Raw genomic sequence first — 13689 nt, 5'->3', positions numbered from 1 at the left:
GCCGAGACGGGCGGGAGAGTACGGCGGCGTGAAGGCGGCGGCACCGGCGTGGGCGGCGGGGGTGCGGGACCGGGTGTCGGCATCCGATCCCGGGCTGCTGCGGCTCGCGGCGGGGCTGCGGACGGTCGGTGCGATCACCCTCACGCTGGCCGTGCTGTCCCTGCTGGACGCGGACGTCACGCATCTGGTCGCGGGGGCCGTCGCGGCGATGGTCGCGACGTTCTCCGTCCGGGAGAAGCAGCGGGGCCCGCAGGCGGTGACCCTGGCCCTGGGGCTGCCGGTCGCGCTGGCCTCGGTGTCCCTGGCGGCGCTGCTGAGTTCGCACGTGGTGGCCGGTGACGTCTTCTTCGTCGTGCTCATCTTCTGCGCGGTGTACGGGCGCCGGTTCGGCGACCGGGGCACCGCGCTCGGGCTGATCGGCTTCCAGGTCTACTTCCTGTCCCTGTTCGTGGGCGCCACCCCGGGTCTGCTGCCGGGACTGTGGGGGGTCCTCGCCGTCGCCTTCGCGAGCAGCGCGCTGGCCCGGTTCGTGCTGGTGCCGCAGACGTCGGCGGGGATCCTGCTGCGGCTGCGGCACGCCTTCCGGGCGCGGCTCGCGCAGCTGCTCGACGCCCAGCTGGAACTGCTCGACGCCGGCCCCGACGACGTGGAGAAGGCGCTGGCGCACGTGCGCACGGACACCGCCCGGCTGCACGAGACGGCGATGATGATCCAGGGCCGGCTGGAGGAGGGCACTCCCGACGAGGTGACGGCCCGGCTGGTGCAGCGCCGGATCGCCGACGCGGAGATCGCCGCCGAGCGGCTCGGACTGCTCCTGCTGACGGCACGCAGCGCCGAGCGGGCGGACACCCTGACCCTGCACCTGCCGGGCGCGCCCGTCCCCGAGAGCGGACGGCTGCCGATGCCGGAGGAGGCGACGGACGTGCTCCGCCGCGACCTGCGGGCGCTGCGCCTGCTGGTCCGGCGCCCCGGCGCCGACGGCGCCGGGCTCGCGCAGGTGCGCAACCGCCTGCTGGGCTACCGCGACGAGGAGCACCTGCCGCCCGCCCCGCCGGCCGTGCGGGACGTCTTCCGGGGCGTCGGGGAGAGCGCCCGCGCCGTACTGGGGCTGCGCCTCGCGTTCGACGGGCCGCAGGACGAGTCCGACGACAGCCCGGAGACGGCCCGTTCCCGGGAGGAACTGGACGCGGAGGACGCGGCGATCGGCCGGGAGGAGTCCGGCGAGGAGGACGCGGACCGGCTCACGGGGCTGCGACGGCCGACCACCCGTGCGGCCGTCCAGGTGGCCGTCGGCTCGGCGCTGGCCATCGTCGGCGGCGAACTGCTGTCCGCCCACCGCTGGTACTGGGCGGTCCTCACCTGCTGGATCGTCTTCATCAACACCGCGTCCACCGGGGAGATCCTCGTCAAGGGGTACCGGCGGCTGCTCGGCACCGTCCTCGGCGTGGTCGCGGGGATCGGCCTCGCGGGACTGGTCGGCCACCACACGGGGACGGCGTTCGCGGTGGTCCTGCTGTGCGTGTTCGCGATGTTCTACACCGCGCCCCTGTCGTACACCCTGATGTCGTTCTTCGTCACCGCCGCGCTGGGCGTGCTGTACACGCTGCTGCACACCTACAGCCCGGACGTGCTGGTCCTGCGCGTGGAGGAGACGGCGGTGGGGGTGGCCAGCGGGGTGGTCGCGGCGGCGCTGGTGCTGCCGGTGCGCACGGACCGGCGCACGGACGAACTGCTCACGACCGTCCTGCAGCGGCTGACCGACGTCACCGGGGCCGCCGTGGAACAGCTCAGCGGCGGACCGCCGGCCGAGCTGCTGGACCGGTCCCGGGAACTGGACCAGGCCCTGTCCGACCTGCGCTCCGCGACCCAGCCGCTGACCCATCCGGTCACCCCGCTGCGGACCCGGCGGGACACCGCCCGGTACGTCGTGGCCCTGCTGGAGACCTGCGCCTACCACGCCCGGGCGCTGGCGGCCACGGCCGAGCTGCTGCCCACCCATCCCTCGATCGCGGCGGACCCGCGGCTGCGCGGCGCCGGCCGGCGCATCCTGGGCAACATCGACGCCATCGCCGCGCGCGTCGCCGACGAGCACAGCACCGCCGAGGTCGCCACCGGTCCCAGCGTGGCCTCCCTCCTCGGCCCGGGCGCCTACGGCACCCCCCGCTACGGCCGCGTCACCGACCGCGTCCTGCGCCACCTGCAACGCCTGGACGAGGCGGTGGCGGGCCTGGCCCGGCCGCTGGGGGTTCCGGTGACGTCACCGGGGAGGTGAGGCCGGGCCCGCCCCCGACGGCTGCCGAGGCCCGAGCCCCGGCGCCGGACGAGGACGCGGGGGCGGGGGGCACGGGGCGGGAGGAACGGGGGCACCGGCCGGGCGGGAGGCGGCTCGGGCGGGGCGGCCGAGGCCGATCGGGGGAAGCCTTCCTAGGCCGGTCGGGAGGAGGTGTCCCGCTGCCGGACGGCGGCAGGATCCGGTGGGCCGGCCGGCAGCGGGCTCTCGAAGGCCGGTCCGTCGCCTGCCCGCGCCGTCCGTACCCGTCGGGCGGACGGGGTGCCCGCGCCGCCCGCCCCACGTCGCCCGTTACCCGTTGCCGCCCGTGGGCCGGGCGGGGTGTCCGCGCCGCCCGTACCCGCCGGCGGGGCGGGCGCCCGCAGCGGGCCGGTCGGGCCGGGCCCCGCTCACGCCGCGGCGGCGGCTCCCCTCCCCCGCACAGGACACGGGCGCCCGTCCCGGCGCCGGTCGGCGTCGGGCGGGCGCCCGTGCGGGGCCGCCGGGGCGGTCAGAAATCCGTCGGCAGGCCGCTCGCCGCCGCGATGCCCCGGAGTTCTTCGGTGTCGTTCTGGCGCTGCTGGATGCAGCCGGCGATCTCGGCGAGGCGGCCCGGGTCGGAGGCGGTCTCCGCGTCGGTGACCACGCGGACCGGGCCGGTTCCGTCGACCTGGATCTCGACGAGCTGGTTGTCCAGCCGGCCGGTGACGGCCGTGGCGATGACCAGGGCGGCCTCGTCGCGGATCTCCTGGGGCAGCTCCTCGGTCTCCTGCGGATCGAGCGCGAAGTCGAGGGTCTCGGCGGATCGTTCGTCCAGGGCGCGCAGGGCGGGTGAGACGACCTTGAGCAGCATCGCGAAGTCCTCGCTGTCCATGCGGACGCGCAGGAGGTCGAGGTACATGTCCACGGGCCGTCCGTCCGGCGGGAACTCGGATTCGTTCATGCCCTCCGGGTTCCCACCGACGGCTCCTTCAGACCTTCCGCCAGCGGGCCATCGCGAAGGAGAACAGCCCGAACAGCACCAGACCGGCCGCCACGCAGGCCAGCAGCCACGGCCCGGCGGGCGTCTCGGCGAAGGAGCGCAGGGTGTCGTCGAGCCCCTTGGCCTTGTCGGGCTCGTAGTCGACGGCCGCCCGGACGGCGAAGGCACCGGCCGCCGCGAAGACCAGGCCGCGCGCCGTACCGCCACCCACCCCGGTGACGTCCACGAGGCGGCGCGTCCGCGCGGACATCTCGCCGAGCCGCAGGTGCTTGTGGTACTTGCGCAGGAGGGCCCGGACGCCTATCCAGAGGCCGCCGGCGACGATCCCGACACCGGCCGCGCCGACGATCCACCGGCCCCCGGGCAGTTCGAGCACCCGGGCGGTGACGTCACGCGACTGCTCGTCGCTCGACCCGCCCCCGTCGCCCGATCCGGCGGCGAAGGCGAGCACGGAGTAGGCGACGAAGGAGTAGAAGACGCAGCGTACGAGCGCCAGCAGTCTCTTCTTCGCCTTGCGGCCGTCCGGTCCGGCCGAGCCGAAGACCACCTCGGACAGCCGCCACAGCGCCATGCCGACCAGCCCGATCCCGAGGGCCCACAGCAGGACGGAACCGAAGGGCTGGTCCGCGATCTCGGCGAGGGCGCCCTGCCGGTCGGCCTGCTTCTTCTTGTTCTCGCCGAAGGCGATCTGGAGGGCCAGCGCCCCGACGAGCAGGTAGATCACTCCGCGCGCGGCCAGTCCGGCCTTCGCGGCCCCCCGCGTGACCGAACCCCGCGCGGCGCGCTCGGCCTCCATGCGGCCGTTGCGCGCCAGGGCACTCGCGTTCATGTCAACCTCCTGGAAGAGTCTCGGAGACCCGGATGCCCCGGCTTCGACGCCGTACGCCCGGGCCGTGCACACGGGCCGTACACACGGCCCGCACGCGGGTCACACACGCGGGCCACCCGTACGGGTCGCGGTCGCGGCGTCGCCCGCGCGGCCGTCGTGTGCGGGGACCGCACGTCCGGGGACCGCACCGTCCGGGCGTGCGCACAAGGGCGCCGCGCACACGGAGGCCGCGCACACGGGCGCCCCGCCGCGGGCGGGCCGCGGCGGGGCGTCGGGGGTGTCGGGGTGTCGGCCGGTCAGGCGGCGTACAGGTGCGGCCCGTCGTCGGTGCTGCGGTCGGCGGTGGCGGGGCGGTGGGCGGTGGTGTCGGTGTCGGCGGCCGCGGCGAGCCAGCTCCGGGCCACTTCCAGGGCCCGGGTGACCTCGCGGGTCCCGGTGGAGACGCACAGCGTGTAAGCAAGGTCCTGCGCCCGTGTGCCGGCCGCGGCGGATCCGGTCGCCGCGGCGGCCTCGTACTCGGCGACGAGGGTGCGCAGGACGGCGGGGTGGGGCATCAGCATCGACGACTGCTCCTGGTCCGAAACGGGTGGGGAGACGGAAGGGAAACGGTGGGACACGTACGGCTCTCGGGCCGGTTCAGCGGCGGTCGCCCGGTCGCCCCAGGGCTTCCTGGCGCACCTGGGCGCAGCTGCGGCTGATGAGCCGCGAGACGTGCATCTGGGAGATGCCGAGCCGGTCGGCGATGCGGCTCTGGGTCATGTCCTCGAAGAAACGCATGTAGAGAATGGCCCGCTCGCGTTCCGGCAGCCGGCGCAGGCTCTCCTTGGCGGACTCGCGGTCGACCACGATGTCGTAGGAGGCGTCGGGCCCGCCGAGGGTGTCCGCGATGCTGTAGCCGTCGTCACCGGCGGGGAGTTCGGCGTCCAGCGACAGGGTACTGAAGCTCTCCAGGGCCTCGAGGCCCGCGGCGACCTCGTCCTCGGTGAGCCCGGTGTGGGCGGCGAGGTCGGCGGTCGACGGCTCGGGGGCGCCGGGCGTCTGGGCCAGCTCGCGCCGGGCGACGCGCACCTTGTTGCGCAGTTCCTGGACCCGGCGCGGGACCCGCAGGGCCCACATCCGGTCCCGGAAGTGCCGCTTGATCTCCCCGGTGATGGTGGGGACGGCGTAGCTCTCGAAGGCTCCGCGTTCCGGGTCGAAGCGGTCGACGGCCTTGACCAGGCCGAGTGCGGCCACCTGCCGGAGGTCCTCGACGGCCTCGCCGCGGTCGCGGAAGCGGCCGGCGATCCGGTGGGCCATGGGCAGCCAGGCGGTGACGATCCGGTCGCGCACGGCGTCCCGCTCCGGGCCCTCCTCCATCGTGGTCAGCTGGACGAAGAGGGCGGTGGTGTCGGGGGCGTCGTCGTGGGTCCGGCGGGACTGGGCGGTGGTGTTCGGGGCTGATGCGGCGGGACGGCTTGTCGCCATGTCGATGAGCATGCGGGATCGCTCCTGAACGGTGGAGTCAGGGGGAATGACCACGGGAGGGGCCGTTGCCGTCCGGGGCGCCTGGAGCGCCCCCGAGCGGTCGTACCGCTCCCCTGGGCGCGCCTCCGGTCCGAAGCACGAACCTCCATCTGCCCTGGGTCCGGAGGAACAAACTCCGGTGCCGGGAAACCTCTTCGGAGGGCCGCCGCGACCAGACGGCGGATGTGGAGGCGGGCCGGGACGGCGGACGTGGAGGCGGGGACGGACGGCGGACGTGGAGGCGGGGACGGAAGCGGACTTCCGCGCCGATCGGCGGCGGTCGGGGCCCGGCGACCGCGGAGGGGTCCGCGGCGGGTCAGGCCACGGGGACGACGGCGGTGATGCGCTTGCCGCCGGCCGGCAGGCCGGACACCCGGACGTCGCAGGCCAGCCGGCAGACGATCGGCCAGCCCCGGCCGCCCGGCCGGCGCCGCCCCTGGTCGTCGAGCGGGTCGGTGACGACGGGCAGCCGGTCGCTGCGGTCGCTCACGGAGACCCGCACGGCCCACCCGTCGACGTCCACGTCGAAGTCGGTGATGCCGCCCCCGTGGAGGATGGCGTTGGAGGTGAGTTCCGAGGCGACGAGCAGGGCGTCGGAGAGGGCCTCCTCGTCGTAGGGGCCGCCGGTCGTCGCGCCCCGTCCGTCGAGTGCGCGCCGTATGGCGCTGCGGACGTCGGACGGCCGGCAGGGCCCGTCCCCGTGGCAGTGCACCAGGGGCGGCGCGTCGATGCCGTGCGTGCCGTCGGTGCGATCGGGCCGGCCCGGCCGGTCCGTGCGGTCCGTGCGGTCCGGCCGGCCGGCCTCGCCGGTCGGGTCTGTCGGGTAGGTCGGGTGGGTCGGGTCGATCCTGCTGCTCCGGCCGGTCCGGTGGTTCGCGTTCGCACGCATCCTTTCGGTCTCCTGACGTCCTCGACTGCTCCAGTGGTCTCTCCCCCGCCGGATGTACCCGGCCCCCTCTGTCCGGCTGGCCCCCGAAAGCCCGTCCAAACCTTCCCTACCGGGCATTCGACACATTCGGCGGCGTTCGGCGGCGTTCGACGACATCCGCCAGGTCGTCCAGGTCGTCGGCGACGGCCGGGGCGGTCGTCCGGGGCGGTCGTCCGGGGAACGGGGTCATCGACGGGCCCCGCGGGGGTAGGCGGAGTGCATGACGGATGTCGTGGACTCGGACGAACTGCTGCGGCGCATCCAGCGCGCCAGGGCCCGCGCGCGGGAGGAACTGCGGAACCTGCGGTCGCGGAGCGAGGACCTGGGGCGCACCGATCCGGACGCGGCGCGCGAGGCGCACGTGCGGAGCCTGGCGTACGAGGCGGTCCTGGACGTGCTGGACGAGATCGTGACCCCGGGGCACCGCACGGACGCCTCCTGACCCCGCCCCCACCCGGACAGGGCGGTGCGCACGCGCCCGATTGGCGGGCGGCGGTGCGGGAACCCGGCAGCGCATGTCGGTCGATCACACGCGCGCACCCGTTCTGGAAGCACTCGTCGAGTACCACCGCCAGGGGCGGCTGGCGTTCTCACCGCCCGGGCACAAGCAGGCCCGCGGCGCCGACCCCGACGTGCGGTCGGTGCTGGGCGACGCGGTGTTCCTCGGTGACGTCCTGGCGTCGGGCGGGCTCGACGACCGGCTGACCCGGGGACGGGTCCTGGAACGCGCCGAGGAGCTGATGGCGGACGCCGTCCACGCCGAGCACACCTTCTTCACGACGTGCGGGAGCTCCCTGTCGGTCAAGGCCGCGATGCTGTCGGTGGCCGGGCCGCACGAGAAACTGCTGATCGGGCGGGACGCGCACAAGTCGGTGGTGTCGGGCCTGATCCTGGCCGGGATCGAACCGGTCTGGGTGGAGCCGCAGTGGGACGCCGAGCGGCACCTGGCGCATCCGCCGTCCGCCGCGAGTTTCGAGAAGGCATTCGAGGCCCACCCCGACGCGAAGGGCGCCCTGGTCACCAGTCCGACGCCGTACGGCGCCTGCGCGGACCTGCGGGCGATCGCCGAGGTGTGCCACCGCCGCGGACTGCCGCTGGTCGTGGACGAGGCGTGGGGTGCGCACCTGCCCTTCCATCCGGAGCTGCCGTCCTGGGCGATGGACGCGGGCGCCGACATCTGCGTCACCAGCGTCCACAAGATGGGCAGCGGCCTGGAGCAGGGTTCGGTCTTCCACCTCCAGGGCGACCGTGTCCCGGCGGAGCTGCTGAAGACGCGCGCGGACCTGCTGGGCACGACCAGCCCGTCGACGCTGCTGTACGCCGGGCTCGACGGCTGGCGGCGGCAGATGTGCCTGCACGGCGAGGAGTTGATGGGTACGGCCCTGGAGCTGGCGGCCGAGGTGCGGGCGGCCGTCGAGCAGATCGACGGCATGCACGTCGACGACCGGGCGGACTACTGCGGTCCGGACCTGGCCGACGACTTCGATCCGCTGCCCGTCGTCATCGACCTCGAGGAGCTGGGCGTCTCGGGTTTCCAGGCGGCCGACTGGCTGCACGAGCACCATGCGGTGGACGTCCACCTGAGCGACCACCGGCGGATCGGCGCCCAGATCACCCACGGCGACGACCGGGCGACGACCGGGGAGCTGGTCTCGGCCCTCAAGGACCTCGCGCACGCCGCGCCGGACCTGCGGCCGGCGCCCCGCACGGAGGTGCCGCCCCCGGCCGAACTCCGTCTGGCACAGGCGCTGTTGCCGCGGGACGCGTTCTTCGGGCCGGCCGAGCACGTCCCCTTGTCGAAGGCGGCCGGCCGGGTCGCCGCGGAGCTGATCACGCCGTATCCGCCGGGCATCCCCGCCGTCCTGCCCGGCGAGCGGCTCACCGAGCCGGTGCTGCGCTATCTGCGCTCGGGGCTGGAGGCCGGCATGAACCTGCCGGACCCGACGGACCGGCGGCTCGACACGGTCAGGGTGGTCGCGCGGGACGCGGAGCGAGCGGAACGGGGCCGGCGCTCGGAGAAGTGAAACAGGTCACGTGACCGGGTTTTGAGTGCGCGAAAAGCGCCAGAATGGTTTACGGTTCATCAAGTGGTCGCGGAGTCGAGTTCGTCTCCTCCGCACACCGCATGCGACGGCCCTGGCTGGCTTCCCCCGTCCCGCCAGGGCTTTCGCATGCCCGCCGGCGAAACCTCCCGCCGCCGAGGTGCCCGGGACGCCCGCAGCGGCTGAAATGGATGAGGGAACATCCCGGAACCACCGCCGCCGAGGAGCCCCGTGCCATGACCAGAGCGACGAAGCTGCTGACCGCCCTCCCCCCGCCCCAGCGCGGGCGTCTGATGACCCTCGCCCGCGAGGTGTCCTTCCCGGAGGACACCAGGATCTTCGAGGCGGGCGGCACGGCCGACCGCTTCTGGGTCATCCGCTCCGGCGCGGTCTCCCTGGACCAGCAGGTGACGTCCGTCCAGCGGGTCACCGTCGCCAGTCTCGGCGCCGGCGACCTGCTCGGCTGGTCCTGGCTGTTCCCGCCGTACCGGTGGGACTTCGGCGCGGAGGCGTTCAGTCCGGTCCGCGCCTACGAGTTCGAGGCCCGGGCGGTGCTCAAGCTGTGCGAGGAGGACCCCGCCCTCGGCCTCTCCCTGGTCCGCATCGTGGCCGAGATCCTCGCCCACCGCCTGGAGGCGACCCGGGTCAGACTGCTGGACCAGTACGGCGCGCACCGCCGCCGGGTCCTCTGACCCCGGCGCGAAGCCCCGCACGCGACAGCTCCCCGGCGCGAACACCGCCCGGGGCGGCGGGACGGCGGGGCGGCCCGGCGACGCCGGTGTGGCCGCCCCGGGCGGAAGAACCGGTGAGGTCGCGCGGCTGCGGCTGGGCGGACGCTCAGGCACCGGCGATCAGGCGCCGGCGATCAGGGTGACGCCGAGGGTGATCATCGTGGCGGCGACGAGTCCGTCCAGGACGCGCCAGGCGCCGGGCCGGGCCAGGAAGCGGCCGAGCAGCCGCGCCCCGAAGCCCAGCGCGGCGAACCAGCACAGGCTGGCCGCCGCCGCTCCCAGGCCGAAGGTCCAGCGCAGCGGACCCCGGTCGGCGGCGACGGTGCCGAGCAGGAAGACCGTGTCGAGGTAGACGTGCGGGTTGAGCCAGGTCATCGCGAGGCAGGTGAGGACCGCCCGCCGCCGCGAGCCGGCGGCCTCGCCCGCCGCCTCCAGGGCGCCGCCCGGCCTGAGCACCCGGCGGGCGGCGAGGGCGCCGTAGCAGAGCAGGAAGGCGCCGCCGAGCCAGGCGACGGCGGTGAGGGCGCCGGGCCAGGCCACCACCAGCGCGCCCACCCCGGCCACCCCGAGGGTGATGAGGACGGCGTCGGACAGCGCGCAGATCGCGACGACGGCGAGGACGGCGTCCCGGCGGACGCCCTGGCGCAGGACGAAGGCGTTCTGGGCGCCGATGGCGACGATGAGGGAGAGACCGGTGCCGAAGCCGGCCGCCGCGGCGGCGAGGGAGGTGGACATGGCGTCCACGCTAGGGAGTGCATCACTGCGGGACCAGCTAAAGATTCTTACGTATCATGAGCGATCGTGATGACGGATCTTCCCCTCGACCAGGTGCGCACCCTGCTCGCCGTGGTCGACGAGGGCACCTTCGACGCCGCGGCCGCCGTCCTGCACGTGACGCCGTCGGCGGTCAGCCAGCGGGTGAAGGCACTGGAGCAGCGCACCGGCCGGGTCCTGCTGCTGCGCACCAAGCCGGTGCGGCCGACGGAGTCCGGGGAGATCGTCGTGCGGTTCGCCCGGCAGCTGGCCCGGCTGGAACGCGACACGCGGTCCGAGCTGGGCATGAGCGGTGCCGGGGAGCCGACACGCGTGACGGTGGCGGTCAACGCGGACTCGCTCGCCACCTGGTTCCTGCCCGCCCTCACCGACGTACCGCGCGAGCCCGCGTTCTGCTTCGAACTGCACCGGGAGGACGAGACCCGGACGGCGGAGCTGCTGCGCGAGGGCCTGGTGATGGCCGCGGTGACCTCCTTGCCGGACGCCGTCACGGGCTGCTCGGTCAGGTCCCTGGGCTCGATGCGCTACTTCGCGGCCGCGAGTCCCGGCTTCGCCGCCGCCTTCCTCGACGGCGTACCGCTGGGCGAGGCGCTCGCGCGGGCGCCCGTGGTCACCTTCGACCGCCGCGACGACCTCCAGGACGCGTTCGTACGGCGGCTGCGGCGCGGCTCCGACGGCGCGAGCCGGCTGCGGCACGCCGTGCCGACCTCGGAGGGCTTCCTCGACGCGGTGGCGGCCGGGCTCGGCTGGGGCATGGTGCCCGAGCTGCAGGCCCAGAGGCTGCTGACGGCCGGGCGGCTGGTCTCCCTCGTACCGGAACGCCCCCTCGACGTCCCCTTGTTCTGGCAGCAGTGGAAGCTCGACTCCCCCGCCCTGGCCGCCGTGACGGCCGCCGTCGCGGAGACGGCGGCGAAGACCCTGCGGCGCTGAGCGGGTGGCGGGGCCGCGGCCACCGATCCGTGCGGCGCGGTTTCACTTCGCCCCCGCCGGTGACCCGCTCAGGAGCAAGTATCCGGAACCGCACACGACTTCGATCGCAGGTGACTTCGATGGACGACTGGCGACAGAGCGCCGCGTGCCGCCATGAGGACCCGGAACTCTTCTTCCCGATCGGCACCTCGGGTCCGGCACTGCTGCAGACCGAGCAGGCGAAGGCCGTCTGCCGGGGCTGCCCGGTGCGGGACCAGTGCCTGGAGTGGGCGATGGAGACCGATCAGGGTCTCGGCGTCTGGGGCGGCACGAGCGAGACCGAACGGCGCGCCCTCAAGCGGCGCCTCAAGGCACGCCGCAGTGCGTGATCCCCGCGGGGGCGGGCCGGTGAGCACCGGCCCGCCCCGCGATCGTCCTCCCGCCGGATCCGCCCTTCACCGGCGGACCCGGATCGGCGAGCCGTCAGGACAGCACGACGGGACACCTGGTGTCGCGGGCCGAGTTCTGCGGTGTGGACGATTTCGAGCAGGTCGCGGTGACGGTGGAGGATGCCGCGGTCCACTCCGACTTGCCGGGCGACGGCCGAGACGCTGACCGGGGTGCCGGTGAGGCCGTCGGCGCCGGACGACGCACCGGGGTCGGTGCCGGTCCGCGCGACCGGCGCACGGGCAGCCCCCGCCTAGGGGCGGTCGGGCTTTCCCTGGGCGTACAGCCAGGTCTTGAAGACGTTCCCGAGGTCCTTGCCGGACACCTTTTCCGCCAGGCGCTCGAACTGGGCGGTGGTGCCGTGGCCGTCGCGGTGGGCGGACGCCCAGGCGCGCAGGACGCGGAAGAAGGCGCGGTCCCCGACCGCGGTGCGCAGGGCGTGCAGGGCCATGGCGCCGCGGGCGTAGACGGGCGTGCCGAAGATGTTCGCGCCGCTGCCGGGGTCGCCGGGCGGGAATTCCCACAGGCCGTCGCCCGCCGGGCGGGCGTACAGCGTGTCGAAGGCGGCCTGGGCGCTCGCGCCGCCGTGCTGTTCGTCGTAGAGCCACTCGGCGTAGGTGGCGAAGCCCTCGTTGAGCCAGATGTCCTTCCAGGAGGTGAGGGAGACGGAGTCGCCGAACCACTGGTGGGCGCTCTCGTGGACGAGGGTGCCCAGGTCGGGCGCGCCGTCGTACACGGGCCGGGTCTGGGTCTCCAGGGCGTAGCCGACGTCCGGGGCGTGGTCCACGATCGACCCGGCCGCGCGGTACGGGTACGGGCCGAACAGGCCGCTCCCCCACGCGAGCACGGAGGGCAGCTTCGCCAGCACGGGCTCGGCGGCGGCCGCCTCGCGGGGGTCGACGGCGTCGTAGACGCGGATGCCGTCGCGGGTGGTGTACTGCCGGACCCGGAAGGTGCCGACGGTGGCCGTGGCGAGGTAGGCGGCCATGGGCTCGGCCTGCCGCCAGCGGTAGGTGGTCCGCCCGTGCGCGGTCCGCCGGCCGAGGAGGACGCCGTTGGCCACGGCCGTACGGCCCTCGGGGACGGTGATGGTGAAGTCGTACGAGGACTTGTCGGTGGGGTGGTTGTTCGCGGGGAACCAGGTCATGGCGCCCTGCGGCTCGCCCGCGACGAACGCGCCGTCGTCGGTGGGGATCCAGCCGTCGGGGGAGCCGTCGGGGTCGGTGACCGGGCCGGGGGTGCCGGAGTAGGCGACGGTCACCTGGAAGCGGGCGCCCTTGCGCAGGGCGCGGCGCGGGGTGACGACGAGTTCCTGGCCGTCGCGCCGGTGACCGGCCTTGACGTGGTCGACGGTCAGGGCGGTGACCTTCAGGCCGTTCAGGTCGAGGTCGAAGCGGCTCAGTGCCCGGGTGGCGCGGGCGGTGAGGACGGCCTTGCCGTCGAGGTGGCGGGTGGCCGGGTCGTAACGGAGGGTCAGGCCGTAGTGGTCCACGTGGTAGCCGCCGTTCCCGGCGAGCGGGAAGTAGGGGTCGCCGACACCGGGCGTGCCCACCGGACCGGCCGCGAGCGCGGGGTCGGCGGCCGTGAGCAGTGCCGCCACGGCCACGGGTACGGCCGCGAGGAGGGCAGGGCGTCTGCGGGGGTGTGTCACGTGCGCTCCTGGGGGGGGGTGACTGGTGGTCAAACGTGATCAGACTAGGTGCCGGGCCCTGCGGATTCGCCCCCGTTCAGGTCAAGCCGTGCGGCGCGGGCGGACGGCCCGTGCTTACCCTCGGCACCACCGCCCGCCCCGTGGAGAGGCCGCCCATGAGTGTCCGCGTACGCCGCGTGTACGACCCGCCGGAGCCGGAGGACGGCGTCCGCGTCCTCGTCGACCGGCTGTGGCCGCGCGGTCTGGCGAAGGACGCGGCGGGAGTCGACGAGTGGCCCAAGGCGCTGACGCCGTCGAACGAGCTGCGCCGCTGGTACCACGCGGGCGAGGGCTCGTACGAGGAGTTCGCGCGGCGTTACGAGGCCGAGCTGGCCGGGCCCGAGGCGGAGGAACTCCTCGCCCGCGTAAGGGAGTCGGCGGCCTCGGGGCCGGTGACCCTGCTCACCGCGGTGAAGGAGCCGGAGCACAGCCACGCGGCGGTCCTGGCCCGTCTCCTCGCCTGAGGACGGACCGCCCGCCCGGCCGGGGCCGCCGCCCGGTCCCCGGCCCCCGCCGGTTCGGTGCGGTGTCCCTGCCGGTTCGGTGCGGTGTCCCTGCCGGTTCGGTGCGGCGTCCCCGCCCGTT

14 protein-coding genes are annotated in these 13689 nt (G+C 74.7%); 7 read left to right on the top strand and 7 right to left on the bottom strand.

Annotation, left to right across the window (positions count from 1 at the left end):
• Positions 1-61: 61 nt before the first annotated feature.
• Positions 62-2272 (top strand): FUSC family protein, encoded by a 2211-nt coding sequence (locus ACF09K_RS33390; protein WP_392249110.1) that lies wholly within the window; start codon positions 62-64, stop codon positions 2270-2272.
• A gap of 508 nt (positions 2273-2780) precedes the next feature.
• On the opposite strand, the gene ACF09K_RS33385 is transcribed toward ACF09K_RS33390, so the two are convergent.
• From ACF09K_RS33385 to ACF09K_RS33365, 5 genes are all read right to left on the bottom strand, one after another.
• Positions 2781-3212, bottom strand: a complete 432-nt coding sequence (locus ACF09K_RS33385) for a hypothetical protein (RefSeq protein ID WP_392249089.1) — start codon at positions 3210-3212, stop codon at positions 2781-2783.
• Positions 3213-3240: 28 nt separating this feature from the next.
• A complete protein-coding gene (locus tag ACF09K_RS33380; protein ID WP_392249088.1) occupies positions 3241-4080 on the bottom strand; it encodes a DUF1206 domain-containing protein in 840 nt (279 codons plus the stop codon).
• 296 nt (positions 4081-4376) lie between these two features.
• A complete protein-coding gene (locus tag ACF09K_RS33375) occupies positions 4377-4640 on the bottom strand; it encodes a DUF5133 domain-containing protein (RefSeq protein ID WP_392249087.1) in 264 nt (87 codons plus the stop codon).
• 76 nt (positions 4641-4716) lie between these two features.
• The gene (locus tag ACF09K_RS33370; protein WP_392249086.1) at positions 4717-5556 is read right to left on the bottom strand and encodes a SigB/SigF/SigG family RNA polymerase sigma factor; all 840 of its coding nucleotides are present in this window, start codon (positions 5554-5556) and stop codon (positions 4717-4719) included.
• 343 nt (positions 5557-5899) lie between these two features.
• Entirely contained in the window at positions 5900-6313 is a 414-nt protein-coding gene (locus tag ACF09K_RS33365; RefSeq protein WP_392249109.1) for an ATP-binding protein, read from the bottom strand.
• A gap of 418 nt (positions 6314-6731) precedes the next feature.
• Here ACF09K_RS33365 and ACF09K_RS33360 point away from each other — a divergent pair, with 418 nt between their 5' ends.
• From ACF09K_RS33360 to ACF09K_RS33350, 3 genes are all read left to right on the top strand, one after another.
• On the top strand, positions 6732-6953 hold the full coding sequence (locus ACF09K_RS33360; protein WP_392249085.1) for a hypothetical protein: 222 nt from the start codon (positions 6732-6734) through the stop codon (positions 6951-6953).
• 73 nt (positions 6954-7026) lie between these two features.
• Positions 7027-8535: an aminotransferase class I/II-fold pyridoxal phosphate-dependent enzyme gene (locus ACF09K_RS33355; RefSeq protein WP_392249084.1), complete on the top strand. Its 1509-nt coding sequence runs from the start codon at positions 7027-7029 to the stop codon at positions 8533-8535.
• Positions 8536-8789: 254 nt separating this feature from the next.
• Positions 8790-9245, top strand: coding sequence for a cyclic nucleotide-binding domain-containing protein (locus ACF09K_RS33350; protein ID WP_392249083.1), 456 nt, complete (start codon positions 8790-8792; stop codon positions 9243-9245).
• 159 nt (positions 9246-9404) lie between these two features.
• On the opposite strand, the gene ACF09K_RS33345 is transcribed toward ACF09K_RS33350, so the two are convergent.
• Positions 9405-10019: a LysE/ArgO family amino acid transporter gene (locus ACF09K_RS33345; protein ID WP_392249082.1), complete on the bottom strand. Its 615-nt coding sequence runs from the start codon at positions 10017-10019 to the stop codon at positions 9405-9407.
• 69 nt (positions 10020-10088) lie between these two features.
• Between ACF09K_RS33345 and ACF09K_RS33340 the strand changes: the two genes are divergently transcribed.
• Both ACF09K_RS33340 and ACF09K_RS33335 read left to right on the top strand, forming a co-directional pair.
• Positions 10089-10988 carry a LysR family transcriptional regulator ArgP gene (locus ACF09K_RS33340; protein ID WP_392249081.1) on the top strand — a complete coding sequence of 300 codons (900 nt, stop codon included), beginning with the start codon at positions 10089-10091 and terminating at the stop codon, positions 10986-10988.
• A 119-nt stretch (positions 10989-11107) separates the two neighbouring features.
• Complete coding sequence (locus ACF09K_RS33335; RefSeq protein ID WP_392249080.1) at positions 11108-11356, top strand: WhiB family transcriptional regulator; 249 nt, start codon at positions 11108-11110, stop codon at positions 11354-11356.
• Between the two features lie 311 nt (positions 11357-11667).
• Here the strand turns inward: ACF09K_RS33335 and ACF09K_RS33330 are convergent, their stop codons facing one another.
• Complete coding sequence (locus tag ACF09K_RS33330; protein ID WP_392249079.1) at positions 11668-13065, bottom strand: M1 family metallopeptidase; 1398 nt, start codon at positions 13063-13065, stop codon at positions 11668-11670.
• Between the two features lie 155 nt (positions 13066-13220).
• Here ACF09K_RS33330 and ACF09K_RS33325 point away from each other — a divergent pair, with 155 nt between their 5' ends.
• A complete protein-coding gene (locus ACF09K_RS33325) occupies positions 13221-13568 on the top strand; it encodes a DUF488 domain-containing protein (RefSeq protein ID WP_392249078.1) in 348 nt (115 codons plus the stop codon).
• Positions 13569-13689: the final 121 nt, after the last annotated feature.

Source organism: Streptomyces sp. NPDC014882 (assembly GCF_043081325.1).
In the GTDB taxonomy this organism is placed as follows: domain Bacteria; phylum Actinomycetota; class Actinomycetes; order Streptomycetales; family Streptomycetaceae; genus Streptomyces.
Note: the sequence above shows the minus strand (reverse complement) of the source record. Positions and strands in the feature narration are given on the sequence as shown.

Bases quoted from the DNA above. Each gene is read 5' to 3' on its own strand.
- ACF09K_RS33380 (WP_392249088.1), bottom strand. From the start codon at position 4,080: ATGAACGCGAGTGCCCTGGCGCGCAACGGCCGCATGGAGGCCGAGCGC.
- ACF09K_RS33360 (WP_392249085.1), top strand. From the start codon at position 6,732: ATGACGGATGTCGTGGACTCGGACGAACTGCTGCGGCGCATCCAGCGC.
- ACF09K_RS33335 (WP_392249080.1), top strand. From the start codon at position 11,108: ATGGACGACTGGCGACAGAGCGCCGCGTGCCGCCATGAGGACCCGGAA.
- ACF09K_RS33385 (WP_392249089.1), bottom strand. From the start codon at position 3,212: ATGAACGAATCCGAGTTCCCGCCGGACGGACGGCCCGTGGACATGTAC.
- ACF09K_RS33350 (WP_392249083.1), top strand. From the start codon at position 8,790: ATGACCAGAGCGACGAAGCTGCTGACCGCCCTCCCCCCGCCCCAGCGC.
- ACF09K_RS33345 (WP_392249082.1), bottom strand. From the start codon at position 10,019: ATGTCCACCTCCCTCGCCGCCGCGGCGGCCGGCTTCGGCACCGGTCTC.
- ACF09K_RS33375 (WP_392249087.1), bottom strand. From the start codon at position 4,640: ATGCTGATGCCCCACCCCGCCGTCCTGCGCACCCTCGTCGCCGAGTAC.
- ACF09K_RS33340 (WP_392249081.1), top strand. From the start codon at position 10,089: ATGACGGATCTTCCCCTCGACCAGGTGCGCACCCTGCTCGCCGTGGTC.
- ACF09K_RS33325 (WP_392249078.1), top strand. From the start codon at position 13,221: ATGAGTGTCCGCGTACGCCGCGTGTACGACCCGCCGGAGCCGGAGGAC.
- ACF09K_RS33370 (WP_392249086.1), bottom strand. From the start codon at position 5,556: ATGCTCATCGACATGGCGACAAGCCGTCCCGCCGCATCAGCCCCGAAC.
- ACF09K_RS33355 (WP_392249084.1), top strand. From the start codon at position 7,027: ATGTCGGTCGATCACACGCGCGCACCCGTTCTGGAAGCACTCGTCGAG.